Source organism: Aquabacterium sp. UBA2148, from assembly GCF_002328915.1.
GTDB classification, from domain to species: domain Bacteria; phylum Pseudomonadota; class Gammaproteobacteria; order Burkholderiales; family Burkholderiaceae_C; genus Aquabacterium; species Aquabacterium parvum.
In genome coordinates, this window is the sequence record NZ_DCXA01000095.1 from 1 (window position 1) to 16467 (window position 16467).

The 16467-nt window shown below is 68.2% G+C and carries 15 protein-coding genes; 3 read left to right on the forward strand and 12 right to left on the reverse strand.

Features of this window, described 5'->3' with window-relative positions:
- The coding region (locus B2W70_RS05040) for a helix-turn-helix domain-containing protein (RefSeq protein WP_286743486.1) at positions 1 to 207 on the reverse strand (207 nt) is incomplete at its 3' end.
- 136 nt (positions 208 to 343) lie between these two features.
- Here B2W70_RS05040 and B2W70_RS05045 point away from each other — a divergent pair.
- Positions 344 to 2401: an alkyl/aryl-sulfatase gene (locus B2W70_RS05045; RefSeq protein ID WP_286743488.1), complete on the forward strand. Its 2058-nt coding sequence runs from the start codon at positions 344 to 346 to the stop codon at positions 2399 to 2401.
- Between the two features lie 69 nt (positions 2402 to 2470).
- Here B2W70_RS05045 and B2W70_RS05050 read toward each other — a convergent pair whose 3' ends face one another.
- Positions 2471 to 3529 carry an RNA methyltransferase gene (locus B2W70_RS05050; RefSeq protein ID WP_286743490.1) on the reverse strand — a complete coding sequence of 353 codons (1059 nt, stop codon included), beginning with the start codon at positions 3527 to 3529 and terminating at the stop codon, positions 2471 to 2473.
- A gap of 81 nt (positions 3530 to 3610) precedes the next feature.
- On the opposite strand from B2W70_RS05050, the gene B2W70_RS05055 reads away from it, so the two are divergent.
- Complete coding sequence (locus B2W70_RS05055) at positions 3611 to 4864, forward strand: MFS transporter (protein ID WP_286743492.1); 1254 nt, start codon at positions 3611 to 3613, stop codon at positions 4862 to 4864.
- A gap of 26 nt (positions 4865 to 4890) precedes the next feature.
- Here B2W70_RS05055 and B2W70_RS05060 read toward each other — a convergent pair whose 3' ends face one another.
- The 10 genes from B2W70_RS05060 to B2W70_RS05105 all read right to left on the reverse strand — a co-directional run bounded on the left by B2W70_RS05060 (position 4891) and on the right by B2W70_RS05105 (position 15694).
- Positions 4891 to 5634 (reverse strand): hypothetical protein, encoded by a 744-nt coding sequence (locus tag B2W70_RS05060; RefSeq protein WP_171010387.1) that lies wholly within the window; start codon positions 5632 to 5634, stop codon positions 4891 to 4893.
- A 54-nt stretch (positions 5635 to 5688) separates the two neighbouring features.
- A complete protein-coding gene (locus B2W70_RS05065; protein ID WP_286743495.1) occupies positions 5689 to 6939 on the reverse strand; it encodes an IS256 family transposase in 1251 nt (416 codons plus the stop codon).
- A 79-nt stretch (positions 6940 to 7018) separates the two neighbouring features.
- Positions 7019 to 7195: a hypothetical protein gene (locus B2W70_RS05070; RefSeq protein WP_171010388.1), complete on the reverse strand. Its 177-nt coding sequence runs from the start codon at positions 7193 to 7195 to the stop codon at positions 7019 to 7021.
- 72 nt (positions 7196 to 7267) lie between these two features.
- Positions 7268 to 7570 carry a hypothetical protein gene (locus tag B2W70_RS05075; RefSeq protein WP_137842243.1) on the reverse strand — a complete coding sequence of 101 codons (303 nt, stop codon included), beginning with the start codon at positions 7568 to 7570 and terminating at the stop codon, positions 7268 to 7270.
- Positions 7571 to 7595: 25 nt separating this feature from the next.
- The gene (locus B2W70_RS05080; RefSeq protein ID WP_286743498.1) at positions 7596 to 8045 is read right to left on the reverse strand and encodes a hypothetical protein; all 450 of its coding nucleotides are present in this window, start codon (positions 8043 to 8045) and stop codon (positions 7596 to 7598) included.
- A gap of 10 nt (positions 8046 to 8055) precedes the next feature.
- Positions 8056 to 9384 (reverse strand): porin, encoded by a 1329-nt coding sequence (locus B2W70_RS05085; protein WP_286743500.1) that lies wholly within the window; start codon positions 9382 to 9384, stop codon positions 8056 to 8058.
- Complete coding sequence (locus tag B2W70_RS05090; protein ID WP_286743502.1) at positions 9381 to 10484, reverse strand: HD-GYP domain-containing protein; 1104 nt, start codon at positions 10482 to 10484, stop codon at positions 9381 to 9383. The genes B2W70_RS05085 and B2W70_RS05090 overlap by 4 nt, the downstream gene beginning before the upstream one ends.
- The gene (locus tag B2W70_RS05095) at positions 10481 to 13333 is read right to left on the reverse strand and encodes an ATP-binding protein (protein WP_286743504.1); all 2853 of its coding nucleotides are present in this window, start codon (positions 13331 to 13333) and stop codon (positions 10481 to 10483) included. The genes B2W70_RS05090 and B2W70_RS05095 overlap by 4 nt, the downstream gene beginning before the upstream one ends.
- Before the next feature lie 10 nt (positions 13334 to 13343).
- Complete coding sequence (locus B2W70_RS05100; protein WP_286743507.1) at positions 13344 to 14558, reverse strand: GGDEF domain-containing protein; 1215 nt, start codon at positions 14556 to 14558, stop codon at positions 13344 to 13346.
- Positions 14555 to 15694 carry a GGDEF domain-containing protein gene (locus B2W70_RS05105; RefSeq protein ID WP_286743510.1) on the reverse strand — a complete coding sequence of 380 codons (1140 nt, stop codon included), beginning with the start codon at positions 15692 to 15694 and terminating at the stop codon, positions 14555 to 14557. Before B2W70_RS05105 ends, B2W70_RS05100 begins: the two co-directional genes overlap by 4 nt.
- 171 nt (positions 15695 to 15865) lie before the next feature.
- Between B2W70_RS05105 and B2W70_RS05110 the strand changes: the two genes are divergently transcribed.
- Entirely contained in the window at positions 15866 to 16243 is a 378-nt protein-coding gene (locus B2W70_RS05110) for a phage holin family protein (RefSeq protein ID WP_286743512.1), read from the forward strand.
- The last annotated feature ends 224 nt before the right edge of the window (positions 16244 to 16467 follow it).

Consider the following 16467-nt stretch of genomic DNA (forward strand, 5'->3'; position numbering starts at 1 on the left):
GGCGTGGCGCAGCAGCAGGCGGCCCAGCTCGGTGGGCTCGACCCCGGTGCGGTGGCGGGTCAGCAGCGGCGCGCCCACGTGGGCTTCCAGCGCCTGGATGCTGCGCGTCAGCGCCGGCTGGGTCAGGTGCAGGGCCTCGGCCGCGCGGTGGAAGTTGCCATGCTGGACGAGGGCCGTGAGGTGGCGCAGGCGTTTGAGGTCGATCACGATGCACTCCAGTCATCATGCAAATGAGAACAATGCATTGGACACATTGTGCGCCCGCACCCAGGATGCAGGCAGGGCCTCGGCCGCTTCAGGGCGCGCCGGCCGCCCGCGTGACGCACAACACCTGGAGACACCCATGGCGCTTCGCTCTCAGCACCCCCTCCTTCGCCCATCGCACGCGAGCGGCCGCACCAGGACCAGGCACCCGGCCTGGCGCCTGGCCTGGCTGAGCGGGCTGTGCCTGCTCGCCGCCGGCTGCGGCACGGTGGGCCAGCCCTCTGCCAGCACACCTTCATCGCACGGCGGCCCGGTGCACCCTGCGGTGCAGCGCGCGCAGGCGGAGGTGGCCCAGCAGCTGCAGCACGCCGACGCCAGCGACTTTGCCGACGCCCAACGCGGCTTCATCGCCGCCCCCAGCGGGCAGGTGCGCAACGAAGCCGGCCAAGTCATCTGGGACCACGATGCCTTCGCCTTCCAGAAAGCCGAGGCGGCGCCCGACAGCGTCAACCCCAGCTTGTGGCGCCAGGCCCGCCTGAACAACCAGACCGGGCTGTTCCAGGTGCGCGAGGGCATCTGGCAGCTGCGCGGGTTCGACCTGTCCAACATCACGCTGATCCAGGGCAAAACAGGCTGGATCGTGGTGGACACCGGCACCTCGCGCGAAACCGCTGCGGCGGCGTTGGCCTTTGCGCGGCAGCACCTGGGTGCGCAGCAGGTCTCGGCCGTGGTCTACACACACAGCCACGTCGACCACTTCGGTGGCGTGCTGGGCGTGATCTCGGCCGAAGAGGCGCAAGCGCGGAAGGTGCCCATCGTGGCGCCCGCCGGCTTCATGGAAGAGGCCACCAGCGAGAACGTGTTGATGGGCACGGCCATGGCCCGCCGCGCCATGTACATGTACGGCAGCCGCCTGCCGGCCAACGCCACGGGCGTGGTCGACAACGGGCTGGGCAAGGCCGTGCCCTTCGGGCGCGTCGGCATCCTGCCGCCCACGTTGCTGGTGCACAAGCCCAGCGAAGAACACGTGATCGACGGCGTGCGCTTCGTGTTCTTCAACGTGCCGGGCAGCGAGGCGCCTTCGGAGTTCACCTTCGCCCTGCCTGACCTCAAGGCCTACTGCGGCGCCGAGCTGATGGGCCACACGCTGCACAACCTCTACACGCTGCGCGGCGCCAAGGTGCGCGACGCCACGCGCTGGGCCGGCTACCTGAACGAGGCGCTGACGCAGGTGCAAGGCAGCGAGGTGGTCTTCACGCAGCACCACTGGCCGGTGTGGGGCGCCGAGCGCATCCGCGGCTTCATCGAGCACCAGCGCGACGCCTACCAGTTCATCCACGATCAGACGGTGCGCGGCATGAACGCCGGCCTGACCGCGCCCGAGATCGCCGAGACGCTGAAGATGCCGACCGCCTTGCAGCGCGACTTCGCCGTGCACGGCTACTACGGCACCGTCAGGCACAACGTGAAAGCCGTCTACCAGTTCTACCTGGGCTGGTACGACGCCAACCCCGCCAACCTCGACGCGCTGCCGCCGGTGGAAGCGGCCAAGGGCTACGTGGCGCTGGCTGGTGGGGCCGACGCGCTGCGCGCCACCGCGCAGAAGGCTTATGACGCGGGCGACTTCCGCTGGGCGGCCGAGCTGCTCAAGCACGCCGTCTACGCCGACGCGAAGGACACCGCCTCGCGCGAGCTGCTGGCGCGTTGCTTCGAGCAACTGGGCTACCTGGCCGAGTCCGCGCCATGGCGCAACGTGTACCTGAGCGGTGCGCTGGAGCTGCGCGACGGCCCGCCAGCGCAGGCGCAATCGCGCGTGCTGTTCGCCGACTTGCTGCAGCACACGCCCATCGAGCGCTTCCTGGAAGCCATGGCCGCCTCGCTCAACGCCGAGAAGGCGGGCGACGGCAAGCTGACGATCAAGATGGTGTTCTCAGACCTGAAGCAGGCTTACGTGCTGCGCGTGGCCAATGGGGTGCTGCGCCACGAGGCCATCGAGCCGGGCACAGCTGTGGCCGATGCCGACGCGACGCTCACGGTCACGCACCCCTTCTTCATCCGCATGGTCACGGGGCAGGCGGGGGCGATGGCGCTGCTGACCTCGAAGGAGACCAGCATCGACGGCAGCCGCCTGGCGCTGGGGCGCTTCTTCGGGTTGCTCGACAAGCCGACGGGGGTGTTCCCGATCGTCACGCGGTGAGTGACGCGGCGGTCACGCGCCCACCGCACACCACCACCTGACGATGCCCGGCGATCGCGCCTGCAGCCATCAAGCCGGCGTGATCGGCACCACGCCGCGCGCGCCCGGTCTGGCCAGCTTGTGCGCCGGCAACACGCTCTCGCGGGCGCGCAGCTGGCCGCAGCCGCCATCGACGTCTTGCCCTGCGGAATGGCGCAGCTTGGTGAGCACGCCCCGGCGGTGCAGCCAGCGCGCCATCTCGGCGGCGCGCTCCCAGCTCGGTCGCTTGAAGTCCAGCGACTCGACCTCGTTGTACGGGATGAAGTTCATCAGCGCGTACTTGCCCTTGAGCAGGCGCTCGATGCCTTCGAGCTCGTCGTCGCCGTCGTTGATGCCTTCGAGCAGCGTCCACTGGTACTGGATCGGGTAGCCGGTGGCGCGCGCGTAGCGCTCACCCGCTTCCACCAGCTCTTCGGGCGACATGGGCGTGGCGCGCGGCAGCAGCTCGCGGCGCAGCTCGGCCTTGCTCGAATGCAATGACAGCGCCAGCGCGGGCTTGACGCGGCCTCGCAGCAGGCGCTCGAACACGCGTGGGTCGCCCACGGTCGAGAACACCAGGTTCTTGTGCCCGATGTTGCCCACCGTGCCCAGCAGCTCGATGGCTTCGAGCACGTTGTCGAGGTTGTGCGAAGGCTCGCCCATGCCCATGAAGACGACCTTCTTGACCGCGCGGCGCGTGCGCGCCAGGGCCACCTGCGCCACGATCTCGGCGCTTCCGATCTGGCGCAGCAGGCCGTCCTTGCCGGTCATGCAGAACACGCAGCCCACGGCGCACCCCACTTGCGAGGACACGCACAGGCCATCGCGCGGCAGCAGCACGCTCTCGCACGTCTGGCCGTCTTGCAGGCCCACCAGCAATCGCTCGGAGCCGTCCGAGCCCGGGTGGGCCGAGCGCAGCGTGGCCAGGCCCATGACTTCGCTCATGAGCGCATCGAGCCCCTCGCGCACGGGCTGGGGCAGGAAGTCTTCGGGGCGGCGCTTGCCGCTGCCTTGCGGCAAAGCCTGGGCCCACAGGCGCAGCACGCGCTGCTCGTGGATGGGCTTGGCGCCGAGCGCGCGCAGGCGCTGGCGGATGTGTTCGATGCGCATGGGAAAAAAGGACGGTTCAGGCGCAAGTGTAGTCAGGCGCCCGCCTGCGCGCCCAAGGCCCCAGGCGTACAGTGACGCCCCATGACCGCCACGACCGTGCCCTCGCCCACCCCCTCTGCACCCGACGCCCGCCGCGACGCCACCACCATCGGCCTGATCGGCCTGGCCCACGGCACCTCGCACTTCCACCACATGCTGCTGCCGCCGCTGTTCCCGATGTTCATCCGCGACTTCGGGCTGAGCTACGCCGAGCTGGGCCTGCTGGTCACCGTGTTCTTCATCATTTCGGGCGTGGGGCAGGCGCTGGCCGGCTTCGTGGTCGACCGCTTCGGCGCACGGCCGGTGTTGTTTGCGGGGCTGGCGTGCTTCGTGGGCGCGGGCTTGAGCGCCTCGCTGGCCACAGGCTACGCCGGGCTGATGCTGGCCGCAGCGCTGGCCGGACTGGGCAACGCCCCGTTTCACCCGGTCGATTTCACCATCCTGAACAAGCGGGTATCGATGGCACGCATCGGGCACGCGTTCTCGGTCCACGGCATCAGTGGCAACCTGGGCTGGGCGGCGGCGCCGGTGTTCCTGATCGGACTGAGCTCGGCCACCGGCAGCTGGCGCATCGCCTGTGCCTGCGCGGCGCTGGTGTCGCTGTCGGTGATCGCCTTGCTGTGGTGGCAGCGCGAGGCCATCGACGACCACCATGCGGCGCACCGGGCGGCGGCGGCGCAAACACCGGTGAGCGAGCACCCGATGGCGTTCCTGAAGCTGCCCTCCGTGTGGCTGTGCTTCTCGTTCTTCTTCTTCACGACCGCGGCGCTGAGCGCCATCCAGGGTTTCGCCAGCCCGGCCTTGCAGCAGCTGGCGGGGCTGCCTGAGACGATCACCGCGTTCGTGGTGACGGGCTACATGCTGTGTGGCGCGGCGGGCATGGTGATCGGCGGCTTCCTGGTACAGCGGGCCGAGCGGCTGGAGCGGCTGATCGCGGCGGCGATGTCGCTGGCAGCGGGGCTGCTGGTGCTGGCGGCGACGGGTTGGCTGCCGCCTGTGTGGTGCGCCGCCAGCGTGGCCCTGGCCGGTTTCGGGACCGGGCTGGCCGGGCCCTCGCGGGACATGCTGATCAAGCGGGCGGCGCCACCTGGGGCCACCGGGCGCGTGTACGGCACGGTGTATTCAGGGTTGGACGTGGGCTTCGCCCTGGCGGCGCCGGTGTTCGGTTGGCTGATGGACCACGGGCACCCTTCGGGGGTGTTTGCCGGGGCGGCGCTGGTCCTGATGCTGGGTGTGCTGGCAGCGTCGGCGGTGGGGGGCCGGGTGCATCGGCAGGGACTGCTTGCGTCCACCTGACGGAACGCGAACCCAGGGGTCAAGGTTCAGGGTTGCACCACGTTGCTGACCGCCTCCCCCTCGGACTTGCAACGTTCAGCCTTCTTCTTGACGGCCTCATCGTAGGCTCCATGCCGCTTGAGCTGCTCGGCTGAGACACCCCGGACGAGCACATCCGATGAACAGTAGGCGGCCGGTGGGCCCGCTTCTCCTGAGAAACCGGTTTCTTTGCCAAATTCATTGGTGAAGACCGCCCCGGACCAGACCACACGGCCCTTGCCGGCATCACCTCGAATCACGTCGATGCGAACGCGGCCGGTCATGGCGAGATCACACACCGCCTTTTTCGCGTGTCTCGCACTGAGCTCGGCGCCCTCTCGCTTCACCGTCTCGTTGTCGAAGCCCGGGAGCCACACCTCCGACTCGCAATAACTCGGCAAGTTGTCCGAACACACTCGGCCGGGCTCGGAGTGTTTGGCTCCCAGCACATTCCAGGTGATCAGGTACCCGCAGACACGGGGTTGGTCTCGCCACGTGTCGGACAGGTAGACATAGGCCATGGCGTCTGCGCAGCTGCCACCACGCCCCAACCCTGAGAACTCGCACACGCTGCCCCCGGATCCGCCGCCATTCATGACGGCCAAGCTCTTGGACAGCGGCGCGCACCCGGTCATGGTGAACAGGAGCAGAAGCAGAGGCAGCGCATGCATCGCCCTCTGAGCGACCGCACCCACTTCAGATCGAACAGGAGGCATCTCGCGCCTGGGCATGCGCCAGTTGAAACGGTTCAACGAAGAACTCGGGACTGTCAGATTTTTTGTGTTTGAGGCTGAACACCGCCTTGGTCAGACGGAGGGTTGAAGAAATCTGTCCTCGTAAAGGATGGCGAATTGGTTCATTGCGGCCTTCCAGTCATGCGCCGCCCGCCCCCAGTCTGCGGTGATGTTGCGTAACGCCAGCCACAGCAGTTTGGTGGCGGCATCGTCATTGGGGAAGTGGCCACGGGTCTTGATGATCTTGCGCAGTTGCGCGTTGATGCTCTCGATGGCGTTGGTCGTGTAGATCACCTTGCGGATAGCTGGCGGGAAGGCGAAGAACGGGATGACTCGGTCCCATGCTCTGCGCCATGCCGCTACGACAGTGGGGAACTTCTTTCCCCATGGGCCAGCCTCAAAGGCTTGTAGCTCGGCCACCGCTGCCTCCATCGTGGGTGCGGTGTAAATGGGCTTGAGCGCAGCCGCCAGCGCCCGGCGGTCTTTCCAGCTGGCGTAGTCCAGACTGGCGCGAATCAGGTGCACGATGCATGTCTGCAGCGTCGTGGCCGGGAACACTGCTGCCAAAGCCTCGGGCATGCCTTTTAGGCCATCGGTGACAGCGATCAAAATGTCGTTGACGCCTCGCGTCTTGAGGTCGTTGAAGACCTTCATCCAGAACTTGGCGCCCTCGGTGCCTTCGATCCACAACCCCAGGATGTCGCGCGAGCCGTCGGGCAATACGCCCAACGCCAGGTAGATGGCCTTGTTGCGCACAACTGCGTCCTCGCGGATCTTCACCCTCAGAGCGTCGAAGAACACCACTGGATACATCGTCTCCAGCGGCCGGCTTTGCCAGGCGGTGACCTCGGCCATGACCGCGTCGGTCACGGAGCTGATGAAGTCCGCAGAGACATCTGTGGCGTACTGATCGCGCAGGAAGCCCTGGATCTCACGCACCGTCATGCCTCGGGCGTACATGGCGACGATCTTGTCGTCGAAGCCCGTGAAGCGTCGCTCATGCTTGGCAATCAACTGTGGCTCAAAGGAGCCATCGCGGTCGCGTGGGATGTCGAGCTGCAGCGGGCCATCTTCCGTCAAGACGGTTTTGCCGCTTGTGCCGTTGCGCTGGTTGATGGTCTGCGCAGGCTTCGCTGCTCCGAGCTCGTAGCCCAGGTGGTGGCTCAGCTCAGCGCCCAGCGCCCGCTCAATCAAGGCCTTCTTGAACGCCATGGAGGCCGCCTGGATCGCCTCAGCGCTCATCGGCCCATTGGCGAACTGGTCCAAAATCTCTTGGGGAATGGTCGGCAGCACAGGCTTGGCCGCCTTCGGTTTGCTTGGCATACATGCTCCTGGTCGTCATGCTATGCCCCGAACACAAAATTTCTGACAGGCCCAAGAACTCCCGAGGCACGAGCGCCCCTCACTTCGCAACAACCAGAAGGAAGATGCCAAGGCCAGCGATGCAACCCAGCCAGAAGCTGTCGACGGCCAGCCAGGACACGCCCCCGAAAAACATCGCCACGATGGCCATGTTGGCCCCGTAAGCGAGCCCCAAGATGCCCTTCTCGCCCGCCCCAAATTGTTCTTCTTCGTTCATGTTCGATCGCATGTTCGAGAGGGTTGGCGCGCCGTGAAAGCGCACCCGACACCCTCCAACCGGCCACGCCCATCAATGCGGCTTGCGCGGCCCCTTGTTGAACGCATCCGGCTTGATCACGTTGCCGTCGCGCTCCACCGTCGTCTTGCGCGCCCGCTCGATCGCATCCCGCGCCAAGCGCTCCGCATCCACCCGGTGCCGCCGCCCATGCCGCAAAGCGTGCCACCGCCGGCTCAGCACCTTCGGCGCCTGTCGCCACCAGCCCAACACCCGCTGATCCAGCCGCGCACGCTTGGGCGCCGGCAACACCAGGCGCACCAGCATCAACACACACACGGCCACGACCAGCGCCGAGGCCCAACGGGTCAGGTCCACAGGGCTCTCCTGCTCAAAGGTTTCTTCATGGTGCCCCGCCAGCAGGCTTGGCGCCACGTGCCACCACGTTCACCCCAGGCGGCACATCGGACTCTTCCATGTAGCCAATGGCCCCCGGGTTGTGCAGCACGTGCATCACCACCTCGGTGGCACTGCCCACCTCCTTGGGCGGCGCGCCCTTGCCCACGTAACGGCGCACCGTCCAGTAGGCCAGGTAGTTCTGCTCGTCGCGCTGCATGAAGTCCTTCAAAAAGCGCTGGCGCAGCGGGCTTTGCGGTGGCAGGTTCACCGGCACCACGGGCTGGCCGTCCAGCTCCACCACCTTGCCCGAGTAGATGCGCTCGACCGTGGCCACGTCCAGCTTGCGCATGCCCGGGTGGCCCACCACCACGACCCCGGCCTGCGCCACCGAGGCCAGCGGCCCCAGCGCGGCACACAGCAGCGCGGTCAGCAGGAGGTGGGGCTTGTGGGGCAACGTCGCTCCTTCAGAAGGCAAAGCTGTAGTTCAGCGACCAGACCTGCACGCTGTCGTCGTGCACGCGCTGGCCCTTGAGGCTGTCGACCAGGTAGGAGCCTTCGCCAATGCGCGTGTGCATCCACTCGGCTTTCAACTGGCTGCGCGCGCCCACGGCCCAGGCCGCGCCCACGCCAAAGCTGGTCTGGTCGTAGAGCTGCACGCCGGTCTCGGCGGCCGCGCGTTGCGCCAACGCCAGCTGAGGGTCGAACGCGCTGTCGGCGGCCGCGTGCAGCCGCTTGGCGATCAGGCGCCCGCCGCCCATGCTCTGCTGGCGCGCCACCAGGGCATACGGCGTGACCGAGCCCATCTCATGCAGCACCGCCACGTAAGCCCCGGCCGAGTCGGTGCCCAGCGAGGTGCGGCGCTGGAACACCCGCGCGAACTCGCCCACCACCCGCCAGTTGGGCGCCAGCTCGGCGTCCACGGCCAGGTTGATCACCTGGTTGACGATGGTGCGCGTGGTGGGAACGGGCACCGGGCCATACAGCTCGTCTGAAACACGGTAGTAGACCATGCCACCGCCCAGGTCGACAAAGGGGAAGGACGTCGGCAAGGCCTGGCCGTTGGCGGCCTGGGTGCGCGCGTTGTGAAAGCCCAGGCGCCAGGTCAGCGCCGGGGCGCGCCAGGTCAGCACCGCGCCGACCACGTCGGTGTCGGTGGCCAGGTAACTGCTGCCCAGGTCGCTGCTGTGGCGGCGCACGTTGATCTGCGCACGTCCGCCAAACACGTCGGCGGACAACTCGCCCGCGCCGTGCTGCCAGGTGCGCGTGACCGACAGGCCGGTGAAGTCGTTGGTGGGCGACAGCGCATACACCTCCACCGGCAGGCGGGCCAGCGCGTAGGTCTGGCCGACGTCGAGGTTCTCGGAGTTCAGGAACATCGGGATGCGCTGCTTGCCCGCGCGCAGCTGCCAGTCGTTGTCGGGGCGCCAGGCAACAAAAGCCCAGGCCGACTCGGCGGCCCACTGGCGGTCGTGGCGGGTCGAGGGCGCGAGGGTGAGCTGCAAGGTGGCCGACCAGGCCGGGTTCAGGCGCGCGTCGAGCTGGGCGCCCAGGCGGGTGTCGCGCCACCAGGTGCCGTCGTCGTCGAGGTGGCGCTGGTAGGTCCAGTCCTGGTCGGTGACGGCGTAACCCACGGTGCCAAAGCCGGAGACGGTCCAGTCCACGGCGTGTGCCGAGCCGGCAGCGGCGAGCAGGGCCGCGCAGGCGAGCCGCGACAGCCGAGCTGGGCTGGCTGCGGGCGCCTTGGCGGGCGTGTCGGTGCGCACGCCGGCGCTCAAGTGCCAAGCCGCCTTCATGACGGCACCTCCGCATCGGCCCAGGTGCGGGCAATGCGCTCGAACTCGGGCAGGCAGGCTTCGAGCGCGGCCACCACGGCCGGGTCGAAGTGGTTGCCGCAACCCTCGCGGATGATCGACAGGGCCTTGTCCAGGTGCATCGGCGGCTTGTAGGGCCGCGCGCTGATCAGCGCGTCGAACACATCGGCCACGGCCATCAGCCGCGCGGACAGCGGGATCGCCTCGCCGACCAGGCCGTCGGGGTAGCCGCTGCCGTCCCACTTCTCGTGGTGGTGGCGGGCGATGTCCATGGCGTGGTGCAGGAAGTCGGCGTCACCGGCCATGCGGTCGGCGGCGCGGCGCAGCATCTCCCAACCGGCCATGGCGTGCTGGCGCATGATCACCGTCTCTTCAGGCGTGTGGCGGCCGGGCTTGAGCAGGATGTGGTCGGGCGTGGCCACCTTGCCCAGGTCGTGCAACGGCGCCGACTTGGCGATGTGGTCGATGGAGGCCGCGTTGAGCACGTCCAGGTGCTGGCCCTGGTCGAAGAAGTGCTGCGCCAGGGTGCGCACGTACTCTTGCGTGCGGCGCACGTGGTGGCCGGTGGCCTCGTCGCGGAACTCGGCGAACGAGATCATCACGTGCAAGGTGGCGTCGCGCAGCAGGTCAACTTGCTGCAGGCGTTGGCCGAGTTCGTCTTGCAGCCAGGCATTGCGGTCGCGCAGCTGGTCCTGGTAGGCCTTGACCTGCAGGTGGGTGCGCACGCGGGCCTGCAGCACCATGGGGTTGATGGGCTTCTGGATGAAGTCGGCCGCGCCCACCTGGAAGCCCCGGGCCTCGTCTTCGGTCTGGGTCATGGCCGTGAGGAACAACACCGGGATGGCGCTGGTGGCGGTGTCGGCCTTGAGGCGCCGGCAGACTTCGTAGCCATCCATCTCCGGCATCATCACGTCGAGCAGGACCAGGTCGGGGGCGGCGCGCTGGACCAGGTCGAGCGCCTTGGCGCCCGAGGCCGCGAGCTTGACGCGGTAGTCGGCCTGCAGCAGGCCGGCCAGCAGGTTGAGGTTGGCCGGGGCATCGTCGACCACCAGCACGGTCGGCATGTCTTCGGAGCGGCTCATGACACGGGGACTTCCTGATTGGGTTGTTCTGGCATGTGGCCCGGCCATTCTCCCAGCAGGCCGCTGGCCGCGTCGAAATCACAGCGCGCCAGGGCGTCGTCGAGGCGGGCAAAGAGAGAGGGCGGCATGCCACCGGCGAAGGCAGATCGGTGCCGCTGCCAAAGCGACAAGGCCTGCCCGTCGGATTCGGCCACCCACTGGCTGAGCTGGGTCATCATGCCTGCATCCAGCGTCGGCTCGGCGGGCAACATGCTGCCACCACCCTGAACGCAGGCACGCAACTGCGGGTCCAGGCGGTGGATGTCGGCCAGCAGCACGCCCAAGGTGGCCAGCAGCGGCCGGGCGGCTTGCTGGATGGCGGCCGGGTCGGCGGGCGCACCCTGCGTGGTGCCCTGCGTGGTGCCCTGAGATGTGCCCTGGGACGCGACCTGCTCCAGCGCCCTGGCCTGCTCGCTCAAGTTGGCGTGGCCCAGCGTGCGGCCCAGGCCCTTGAGCGTGTGGGCCTCGCGGTGGACCTCGGCCCAGGCCTGGCGGGCCAGGGCATCTGGCAGCAAGGCGATCACCGACTGAGCGTGTTCTCCAAAGGCCAGCACCGTCTGCGCGAACAGGCTGGCGTCGCCCGCGAAGTGGGGCACGACCTGGTGCAAGTCCAGGCCTGGCACCGCCGGCCAACCGGAGAGCTCCGGCGCCACCTCGGCCAGCGTCGGGCCGGCCTTCGGCGGTTTGCCCACCGGGCAGAAGGGCCGCAGGGCCGCGTACAAGGTGGCCGGGTCCAGCGGCTTGGAGAGGTGGTTCTGCATGCCTAGCTCCAGGCAGCGCTCGCGCTCTTCGACCATGGCGTGGGCGGTCATGGCCAGCACGGGCAAGGTGCGCAAGGCGGGGTCTTCGCGCATCAGGCGGGTGGCCTGGTAGCCGTCCATCACGGGCATCTGCAGGTCCATGAGCACCACGTCGAAGGCCGCGCCCGGTGCGCGCAGGCGGTCGAGCGCGGCCTGGCCGTGCACCGCCACCGTGACCTCGGCGCCCTGGCGGTTCAGCAGTTCGCTGGCGAGCTGCTGGTTGAGCGCGTTGTCTTCGACCAGCAGCACGCGCAGGCCATCGAGGCGCTGGCGCTCGTCGTGGCTGGTCACCCTGCGGCGGTCCAGGTGCAGCGCGCCGCCCAGCAAGCGGGCCGGCTCCACCGGCATGCGGATGCGAAAGCAGCTGCCCCGCATGGGTGTGCTGTCGACCTCGATTTCACCGCCCATCAGGTGGATGAGCCGGCGCGTGATGCTCAGGCCCAGGCCGGTGCCGCCATAGCGCCGCGTGGTCGAGCCGTCGGCCTGCGTGAACTCGCTGAAGAGCTGGCTCATCTGCTCGCGGCTCATGCCGATGCCGGTGTCCTCGACCTCGATCTGCAAGGTCGCTGCATCGGCCTGCCAGGCCAGGAAGCGCACGCGCAGCGTCACGTGGCCGCGCTCGGTGAACTTCACGGCGTTGGACAGCAAGTTGGTGAGCACCTGGCCCAGGCGCAGGTCGTCGCCGTAGATGAGGCCCTGCTCGCCGAGGATTTCGGGCGAGGCGAACTCGCAGCGCAGCTCGATGCCTTTGTCTTGCGCGGGCTGGCGCACCATCATCATCGCGTTGTTGACGACGTCGTCGATGCGCATGGGTGCGAGCTCGAGCTTGAGCTTGCCGGCCTCGATCTTGGAGAAGTCCAGGATGTCGTTGATGACGCCCAGCAGCATGGCCGAAGCCGACTGCACCTTGCCCAGGTAGTCGCGCTGCTGGACGCTCAGCGGGGTCTGCAGCGCCAGGTGGGTCATGCCGACGATGGCGTTCATGGGCGTGCGGATCTCGTGGCTCATGTTGGCCAGGAACATGGATTTGGCGCGGGTGGCGGCCTCGGCCTGGTCGCGCGCTTCCTGCAGCTCGAGCTGGGCGCGGGCGCGCTGGTTGACGTCGTCCTGCACGGCGTGGGCCATGACGTTGAGCGTCACGCCCAGGGTGTCGAGCTCTTCGGCCCATTTGTCGCGGCCACCGGCGCGGGTGGCGTAGTCGCCTCGCGCCAGGCGCCGCGCAACATGACCCAGGCGGTCGATGGGGCGCAGCACCCGGGTGCGCACCACGAACATGCCCGCCAGCAGGCCGGGCAGCAGGGCCAGGTCCACCGCCAGGGCCAGCACGATGTAGCGTTGCAGGTCGGCTTCGCTGCGCTGCAGGTGCTCGGCCGTGCGCTGGTCGGTGATCTGGCTGAGCCGGGACAGGGCCCGCGCCAGCTCGGCAGACTGGGTCTCGTAGGCCGGCGAATGCACCAGCTGCGAGGCGTAGGCCAGGTCGGGCACGCCTTCTGAGACGTAAGCCTGGGTGCGGCGGTCGTAAAGCCCCTGGGTGGCGGCAAAGGCCACTTGTTCGGTCTTCATGAGGCGCTCGGTCGCGGCCAGCACCACCCCGGCGGCGTCGATCTCGGCGCGGCTGAAAGCCAGCGCCTCCATGCGCGCGCGCAGCGACCGGCCAGGCACCCCGTCGGGCAAGGCGTGGGGCCGCAGGCCCGCGATCACCTCGTTCCAGTAAAGCAAGGCGTCGCCTGCATCGGGCTGGGGCTTGCTGCCCTCGCGGATGGCCAGCAGGTCGTAGTAGTACAGCAGGTAACGCGGCGCAGCCGTGCCCGTGTAAGCGCTCACCAGCCGACGCAACAGCAGTGATTCGTTTTGCAGGTCGGAGACGAGGCGCAGGGTTTCGGCCCGCCTCTGGCCCGCCTGCTCGGCCGACAGGTAGGCCGTGCGGATGAGCAGCAGGAAGACGAAGTTGGCCACCAAGGCGGCCACCACCAGGACGAAAAACCAGCGCGACACCGTTCGGAGTTTCATCGTGGGGTCGCTACACAGCCCAAGCTGGGCGTTTGACATCTTCAGGGAAAGCAACGGATGCCACCATCCGGTCCCTCCCTGCCTGCTTGGCCTGGTACAGGTTGCGATCGGCCATCCGCAATGCCTGGTCCAGGTCACCCTCCACGACCTGCGCGATGCCCACGCTTTGCGTCACATGGAAGCCCTGTTCGCCCACGGTGAAGCGCTCCTGGCGCAGCCGAACGGCGATCTTCTCGGCCACCAGGCAGGCCTCGTTGACGCCCGTGTCCGGCAGCAGCAGCACGAACTCCTCGCCGCCATAGCGCGCTGCGGTGTCGACCTGGTCGCGCGTGTGGGTCTTGAGCAGCGCACCGATGCGCGCCAGAACCTGATCACCTGCCGGGTGTCCCCAGCGGTCGTTGACTTGCTTGAAATGGTCCACGTCGAACAGCACGACCGACATGGGCCGGCCACTGCGCGCCTGCCGGTGCGCCTCGCGTTCGAGCTGGGTCATGAACTCGCGGCGGTTGGCCAGGCCGGTCAGCGCATCGGTGCGCACCAGGGTTTCGAGCTCGGCTCGGCGGCGCTGCACCGCCACCGCCAGGCAGAACAGCACCAGCGACATCAACACCGCCGCCAGCACGAACAACACCCGCACCCACAACGCCCACCACGGATGCAAGGCAGCCCCGGTGAAGACGGGGGTGCTCAGCAAGGGGGCGTAAGGCATGTGACCGCTGCCCGTCAACCACTCGGAGGCCAGCACCAGCAACACCGACAAGGCCAGCGCCCAGCGCACCTCGCGCCAGGCGAACAGGCCGCGCGCGAACACCAGCACATTGAGGATCAGCATGGGCACGGGCGTGTCGTGCAGGCCGTGCGCCACGCCCAGCAAGACGATGCCACCCAGCGCAGGCATCAGCGCCAGCTGCACTGCCCACGGGTGCGATGCACGGGCATCACGCGCCCGTTTGCCCCAGGCGGCCATGCCCAGCAACCAGGCGATCAAGCCGGCCTGCCACACCAGCGTGGGGCCCCACCAACCTGGTCGGTACAAGGCGTTCAGGTCCTCGCGCCAGCCGGCCAGCCATTGCAAGCACCAGATCACCGACAGCACGGCGACAAAGCCCAGGCAGAACACCCGCACGTTGGCCGCGTGGCGACGCTCCACCAGGTGAGCCTCGATCGCGTCGATGCCGCGCCACCACCAGCGGCGCAGGCGAGCCAGGACATGCCCGTTCGTCATGGCGCCCGCTCCACGGCCTCGACCACGCGGTTGCGGCCGGTTTCCTTGGCTCGGTAGAGCGCCAGGTCGGCTTGCTGCAGCAAGGTCGCCAGGTTCATGTCGCGCGCCGCCACCAGGCCGACGCTGACCGTCACCCGCAGGCGCTGGCCCCCGTCCTGGAACACGTGCGTGGCCACCTGCTCGCGCAGCCTCTCGGCCACGCGGCGGGCTTCATCGAGGCGGGTGTCGGGCAGCACCACGGCGAACTCCTCGCCCCCCAGTCGGGCAGGCAGGTCGGTGGGCGTTCGAACCGACGCCATGAGGATGCGCCCCAGGTCCCGCAGGACCGCGTCACCCGCGTGGTGCCCATGGCGGTCGTTGACGTCCTTGAAATGGTCCACGTCGATCAGCAGCAGGCAAAGCTCCTGGCCCTGGCGAGCCTGACGCGCCAGCTCCGTGCCCAGCAGGTCCATGAAGCGCCGCCGGTTGGCCAGGCCCGTCAGGCCATCGGTGTAAGACAGGCGCGTGAGGTTCTCGTGCAGGTGATCGAGGCGGGCCAGCAGGAACAGCAGCAGGCCGATCATCACGGCCCAACCGGCGTACAGCACGTACTGTCGCCACCAGACGAACCACCAGGCCGGCTTGCCACCTGGAAAGACGCCTTCGCTCAGGGCCGGCGCATAAGGCAGCCAGCCAGCGATCACCGCAATGTCCTGGCCCACCAGCAAGGCGGCGCACACCAGGTAGGCCACCACCATGGGCCGCAACTCGAAGAGCAACAAGCCGATCGCCAGCACCCCGACCAGGATCAGGTTGGTGCCCGAGGTGAAGGTGCCCGAGAGCATGCACAGCAGGGTGTACGCCAGCCCGATCGACAGGCAGGCCAGTTGGGTCAGGTCGTCGGCGGGCTCGTTCACCCAGCGCCTGGGCCACAGCTTGAGCCCGATGCCCAGGTTGATGGCCGAACACAGCAGGAACAGGGCCTGCAGCCCCACCACGGGACCGGCGTGAAGCCCCTGACGAAACTCCTCGTGCCGCAGGGCCATGCCGTGCAAAACGAAGTAGACGACAAGAAAAGGCGTGGCCGCACCCACGGCCACCAGGACCCGGGCGTTCGGCGTGAACTCTTCAAAGATGCGTTCGAGAAGCCGACGCATGCCAAGCCTTCAATGGGTGGGACCACTTCAAACGCCCCGACCGCACCCATCCAGCAGCCGGCAGCTTTCATCCTGCATCACCTTCGGCCGGCCCTCCGCAAAGTTGAACCCGACGCGGGTAAACCCGGTCGATTTGCACGACCCACAGCCCGCCTGGGCTATCCTTGGGGCATGAAAGTGATCGTCCGCTGGCTGCTGCTGGCAGCCGCCCTCCTCCTGCTGACCCAATGGAACATCGGCATTTCGGTCAGCACCTTCGGCAGCGCGATGTGGGCCGCCTTCGTCATCGGGCTGCTCAACGCCTTCGTGCGCCCCCTGCTCATCGTGCTGACTTTGCCGGTGACGGTGCTGACGCTGGGGCTGTTCCTCTTCGTCGTCAACGCCCTGATGTTTCAGTTCGCCGGCTACCTGCTCGACGACTTCCAGGTGCAGGGCTTCTGGCAGGCGCTGCTGGGCTCTGTCCTCTACAGCCTGTGGGGCATGGTCATCGACGTGGCGCTGGAGCGCCTGATGGGCCCGCGCCTGCCGATGCAACCACCGCGGGCCTGAGCCGCGCATCGCAGCCTGCCGGGTGAGCCATCGCGCGCTGGGCGACACAAAGCGTCAAAGTGGCACCAGGCGGTTGCGCACCCCGGCCAGGGCGTGCGCCACGGTGGCACCACGAACGGCCCGGCGGTCCCCCGGGAACCACATTTTTTCGGCGTGCACGGCCACAGAGCCCAGGTTGCCACCCTGGGTGCCACCCAGGGTGCCGCCCCGGCCCCGCTCGGCCC

Coding starts and splice junctions, on each gene's coding strand:
- B2W70_RS05045 (WP_286743488.1), top strand. CDS start 344: ATGGCGCTTCGCTCTCAGCACCCCCTCCTTCGCCCATCGCACGCGAGC.
- B2W70_RS05050 (WP_286743490.1), bottom strand. CDS start 3,529: ATGCGCATCGAACACATCCGCCAGCGCCTGCGCGCGCTCGGCGCCAAG.
- B2W70_RS05055 (WP_286743492.1), top strand. CDS start 3,611: ATGACCGCCACGACCGTGCCCTCGCCCACCCCCTCTGCACCCGACGCC.
- B2W70_RS05065 (WP_286743495.1), bottom strand. CDS start 6,939: ATGCCAAGCAAACCGAAGGCGGCCAAGCCTGTGCTGCCGACCATTCCC.
- B2W70_RS05070 (WP_171010388.1), bottom strand. CDS start 7,195: ATGAACGAAGAAGAACAATTTGGGGCGGGCGAGAAGGGCATCTTGGGG.
- B2W70_RS05085 (WP_286743500.1), bottom strand. CDS start 9,384: ATGAAGGCGGCTTGGCACTTGAGCGCCGGCGTGCGCACCGACACGCCC.
- B2W70_RS05090 (WP_286743502.1), bottom strand. CDS start 10,484: ATGAGCCGCTCCGAAGACATGCCGACCGTGCTGGTGGTCGACGATGCC.
- B2W70_RS05095 (WP_286743504.1), bottom strand. CDS start 13,333: ATGAAACTCCGAACGGTGTCGCGCTGGTTTTTCGTCCTGGTGGTGGCC.
- B2W70_RS05100 (WP_286743507.1), bottom strand. CDS start 14,558: ATGACGAACGGGCATGTCCTGGCTCGCCTGCGCCGCTGGTGGTGGCGC.
- B2W70_RS05105 (WP_286743510.1), bottom strand. CDS start 15,694: ATGCGTCGGCTTCTCGAACGCATCTTTGAAGAGTTCACGCCGAACGCC.
- B2W70_RS05110 (WP_286743512.1), top strand. CDS start 15,866: ATGAAAGTGATCGTCCGCTGGCTGCTGCTGGCAGCCGCCCTCCTCCTG.